The organism is Pseudomonas fluorescens, from assembly GCF_018614775.1.
Taxonomy (GTDB): Bacteria; Pseudomonadota; Gammaproteobacteria; order Pseudomonadales; family Pseudomonadaceae; genus Aquipseudomonas; species Aquipseudomonas fluorescens_BY.
Window position 1 is genome coordinate 1 of sequence record NZ_JAGGOF010000011.1, and the last position, 5,007, is coordinate 5,007.

At 64.9% G+C, this 5,007-nt stretch carries 3 protein-coding genes; all 3 read right to left on the bottom strand.

All coding sequences use genetic code 11. From position 1 onward, the window contains the following. Positions 1 to 24 precede the first annotated feature (24 nt). The 3 genes from J7E36_RS03315 to J7E36_RS03325 all read right to left on the bottom strand — a co-directional run bounded on the left by J7E36_RS03315 (position 25) and on the right by J7E36_RS03325 (position 4,942). The gene (locus tag J7E36_RS03315; protein ID WP_214999848.1) at positions 25 to 720 is read right to left on the bottom strand and encodes an SPOR domain-containing protein; all 696 of its coding nucleotides are present in this window, start codon (positions 718 to 720) and stop codon (positions 25 to 27) included. A 1-nt stretch (position 721) separates the two neighbouring features. Beyond that, positions 722 to 2,458, bottom strand: a complete 1,737-nt coding sequence (gene argS / locus J7E36_RS03320) for an arginine--tRNA ligase (RefSeq protein ID WP_214999850.1) — start codon at positions 2,456 to 2,458, stop codon at positions 722 to 724. Positions 2,459 to 2,722: 264 nt separating this feature from the next. Beyond that, a complete protein-coding gene (locus J7E36_RS03325; RefSeq protein ID WP_214999852.1) occupies positions 2,723 to 4,942 on the bottom strand; it encodes a primosomal protein N' in 2,220 nt (739 codons plus the stop codon). Between the last annotated feature and the right edge of the window lie 65 nt (positions 4,943 to 5,007).

The window sequence follows — 5,007 nt, forward strand, 5'->3', positions numbered from 1 at the left end:
CAGAGCGTGGGAATGATCAGGGCCCTAGCGGTTCTGGCGTTGTTGTAACAACAAATTGCTAAAGCCACTGCCAGCCAATTGTTTCTGCGCCTTGGTCAGCTCCTCGCGGTTGCTGTACGGGCCCACCAGCACCCGGTACCAGGTTTCGTCCTTCACGGTTCCGGACTCCACCGACACCGACTGGCCCAGCAGAATGATCTGCGCGCGGACCTTGTCGGCGTCGGCTTCCTTGCGGAACGAGCCGGCTTGCAGGAAAAACTTCGTTACCGGCGCGGCTTTCTGCACTGGCGGGGCCGGTGGTGGTGTGATGCCGGCCAGGGCTGCCTGGGCCCGAGCGGTGTCGATTTTTGCCGCTTCGGCCGGGGTCACCGGCGTGGTCGGCACTTGCGGCGTCGGCAGGGTTTTCTCCGGCACGGCATCGGGTGGCACGATGACTTCCGATTCCGGCAGCAGGGTGTAGAAGTCGTATTTGGGCTTCACTGGCTGCGTCGGGCTCGGCGGGGTCTTGTTGGCCTCGGCGATGCGCGTGGCTTTCTGCTGCTCTTGCCGGACGCGCTTGACGTCATCGCCCTGGCCCGGCTCCAGCTTCATCAGGAACACAATGAACGCGCCGACGCTCAGGCCGATGGCCATCCACAACCAGCCCGGAATCGGCTTCTTGGCCGGGGCCTGGTAACGACTGGCGCCGCGTTTGGGTGCAGGTTTTTTCTTGGCGGCCAACTTACATGCGCTCCAGGGTTTCCAGGCCCAGCAGTTCCAGGCCCTGCTTGAGCGTGCGGCCGGTCAGCGCGGCGAGGCGCAGGCGGCTCTGCATTTGCTCGGGGGTCTCGGCGTTGAGGATCGGGCAGTTCTCGTAGAAGCTGGAGAACAGCCCGGCCACATCGTACAGGTAAGCGCACAGCGTGTGGGGCGTGCCTTTGTCGGCGACGTTGTTCAGCACTTCGCCGAACTGTGCCAGCTTCGCCGCCAGTTCCTGTTCGTGAGGGGCTTGCAGCACGATCCGACCGTCCACTTCATCGAAGCTTTTGCCGAGCTTGCGGAACACCCCTGCCACGCGGGTGTACGCGTACAGCAAGTAAGGCGCGGTGTTGCCTTCGAAATTGAGCATCAGGTCGAAGTTGAAGCTGTAGTCGCTGGTGCGGTGCTTGGACAGGTCGGCGTACTTCACCGCGTCGATGCCCACGACCTTGGCGATCTTGCGCAATTCGTCTTCGGCCAGCTCCGGGTTCTTGCCCTTGACCAGCGTGTAGGCGCGGTCCTGGGCTTCGGTCAGCAGGTCGATCAGCTTCACCGTGCCGCCGTCACGGGTCTTGAACGGGCGGCCATCGGCGCCGTTCATGGTACCGAAGCCCATGTGCTCCATCTCCATCGGATGGGTCACGAAACCGGCCTGGCGGGCCACTTCGAAGACTTGCTGGAAGTGCAGGGCCTGACGCTGGTCGACGAAATACAGGACCCGATCGGCCTTGAGCACGCCGTTGCGATAGCGCACGGCCGCCAGGTCGGTGGTGGCGTAGAGGTAGCCGCCGTCGGCCTTGACGATGATCACCGGCAGTGGTTCGTCATCGGCGGTCTTGAACTGGTCGAGGAACACGCACTGGGCGCCGTTGCTTTCCACCAGCATGCCCTTGGCCCTGAGGTCGTTGACCACATTGATCAGGTCGTCGTTGTAGGCGCTTTCGCCCATCACGTCGGCCATGGTCAGTTTGACGTTCAACAACTCGTAGATTTTCTGACAGTGGGACAGCGAGATGTCCTTGAACTTGATCCACAGCGCCAGGCACTCGGGTTCGCCAGCCTGCAACTTGACCACCAGGCCACGGGCGCGATCGGCGAATTCCGGCGACTCGTCGAAGCGTTGCTTGGCGGCGCGGTAGAAGTTCTCCAGGTCCGACAGCTCATCGCTGGTGACCGGGTTTTCCTGCAGGTAGGCCATCAGCATGCCGAACTGAGTGCCCCAGTCGCCGACGTGGTTCTGGCGGATCACCGTGTCGCCGAGAAACTCCAGGACCCGGGCCACGCCGTCGCCGATGATGGTCGAGCGCAAGTGGCCGACGTGCATTTCCTTGGCAAGGTTGGGGGCCGACAGGTCGACCACGGTGCGCTGCAACGGGCCGGCCTTGCGCGCGCCGATGCGGGCGTCGGCCAGGGCCGCGTCCAGGCGCGCGGCCAGGGCCTGGGTGTTCTGGAAGAAGTTGATGAACCCGGGGCCGGCGATGTCGGCCTTGCTGACGTTTTCATCAGCCGGCAGCGCGGCGATGATTTTTTCCGCCAGGTCCCGCGGTTTCATGCCGGCCGGTTTGGCGAGCATCATCGCGATGTTGCTGGCGAAGTCACCGTGGGTCTTGTCGCGGGTGTTTTCGACCTGAATCGCCGGCGACAGGCCTTCTGGCAGCACACCTTCAGTGACGAGTTGGGCGATGGCTTGCTGGATGAGCTGGCGAATGGTGTCTTTCATGGTCTTCTCGTTCAACCGCAGGCGCGGCGGCGCTGTGAGGCGCGGGTGGAAAAACTGGGCATTATCCGTGGCGCAGAGGTGATTGCCAACTGTAGCGGGTCGGTTGGGGAGTTTGTGCTTGTTTTCCAGGGGACCTGATTCTTGTGGTCATACCCGGATCCCTTTGTGGGAGCGGGCTTGCTCGCGAAGGCGGCGGTACCGCTACATCACCGAAACAGACTCACCGCTTTCGCGAGCAAGCCCGCTCCCACAGGGTAAGGTGGATCAATACAAATCCACCGGATCCACGTCCAGCGACCAGCGCACCGCCCGCCCGCTGGGCATCTGCTCCAGCACCAGCAACCAGGCGCTCAGCAGCCGATGCAGGGGCGCCCGGGCATTGGCCTGCAATAAAAGCTGCGCCCGATAACGTCCGGCCCGCCGTTCCATCGGGGCGGGCACCGGACCGAGCAGTTCGATGCCGGTGAGGTTCTGCTCGGCCAGCAAGCGCTCTGCCTCGCTGCAGGCTTCGTCGAGGAAGCTTTCAGCCTGTCCGGACTTGTGGGCTTCGGCGCGCAAAAGGGCCAGGTGCGCGAAGGGCGGCAGGCCGGCGCTGCGCCGTTCGCTCAAGGCCTGTTCGGCGAAGGCGAAATAGCCTTGCTCGGTCAGTTGGATCAGCAGCGGATGGTCCGCCAGGTGGGTCTGGATAATCACTTTGCCCGGTTCCTCGGCGCGCCCGGCGCGGCCGGCGACCTGGACGATCAGCTGCGCCATGCGCTCACTGGCGCGGAAGTCGCCGGAGAACAGCCCGCCATCGGCGTCGAGGATCGACACCAGGGTGACCCGCGGGAAGTGATGTCCCTTGGCGAGCATCTGCGTGCCCACCAGGATGCACGGCTGGCCCTTCTGGATCGTGGCGAACAGCTGGTTCATCGCATCCTTGCGCGACGTGCTGTCCCGATCCACCCGCAGCACCGGGTAATCGGGGAACAGGATACCCAGGCGCTCTTCGGCGCGTTCAGTACCGGCGCCAACCGGGCGCAAGTCCACCCTGCCGCATTGTGGGCAGTGCCGGGGCACTCGTTCGCAGTGGCCGCAATGATGGCAGCGCAGTTCGCCAGAGCGCTGGTGGACGGTCATCCGCGCGTCGCAGCGCTCGCAGCCGGACATCCAGCCGCAGTCGTGGCACAGCAGGGTCGGCGCGAACCCGCGACGGTTGAGGAATACCAGCACTTGCTGTCCAGCGGCCAGGGTCTGGCCGATGGCTTGCTGCATGGGTCCGGAAATGCCGCTGTCCAGCGGGCGGCTTTTCACGTCCAGGCGCAGGAAGCGCGGCTGCTTGGCGCCGCCGGCCCGTTCGGTCAGGCGCAGCAGGCCGTAGCGGCCAGTGTAGGCGTTGTGCAGGCTTTCCAGGGACGGCGTCGCGGAACCGAGCACGATGGGGATGTTTTCCTGGCGGGCGCGCACCAGCGCCAGGTCGCGGGCGTGATAACGCAGGCCTTCCTGCTGTTTATAGGAACCGTCGTGTTCTTCGTCGATGATGATCAGGCCGGGATTTTTCATCGGCGTGAACAGGGCCGAACGGGTGCCGATGATGATGTCGGCCTCGCCGTCCCGCGCGGCGAGCCACGCCTCCAGGCGTTCGCGGTCGTTGACCGCCGAGTGCACCAGGGCGATCCGGGCGTTGAAGCGCTGCTCGAAGCGCGCCAGGGTTTGCGGGCCGAGGTTGATTTCCGGAATCAGCACCAGGGCTTGCTTGCCGGCCTCCAGGGTCTCGCGGATCAGTTGCAGGTAGACCTCGGTCTTGCCGCTGCCGGTAACGCCTGCCAGCAGAAACGCATGATAACTGTCGAAACCGGCGCGAATCGCTTCGCAGGCGGCCCGTTGTTCGGCGTTGAGCGGCAACTCCGGCTGGGCCAGCCAATGTTCATGACGCACGCCGGGTGCATGCCGGCGAATCTCCACCTGGACCAGGTCCTTGGCCAGCAACAGGTCGAGGCTGTCCTTGCTGAGCATCAGTTTGCTCAGCAACTGATGGGCCACGCCGTGGGGGTGCTGGGCCAGGGTCGCCAAGGCTTCGCGCTGGCGCGGGGCGCGGGCGATGCGCGGATCATCCATGGATGCGCCCGGCGCCACCGACCAGAACCGCTCCTGGCGCGCCTCGGCCAGCTCGCCCTGGCGCAGCAGCACCGGCAACGCCCAGCTCAAGGTGTCGCCAAGGCTGTGCTGGTAATACTGCGCGGTCCACAGGCACAGCTTGAACAGCGACGCGGGCAGTGGCGGCGTGGCATCGAGCAGGGCCAAGGCCGGTTTGAGCTTATCGGCCGGCACCTCGCTGTGGTCGGCGACCTCCACCAGGATCCCGATCATTTCCCGTCGACCAAACGGCACCCGCAGGCGCATGCCCGGCTGCAACTGGGCACGCAGGACCCCGGCCGGCGCGCGGTAGTCGAACAAGCGGCGCAGGGGCGAAGGCAGGGCAAGGCGCAGGATGGCGTCGGGCACGCGGGAGGATCTCGATAGACGGACAGTTTCGCAAGAGCTGAGCACGATCCAATGTGGGAGCGAGC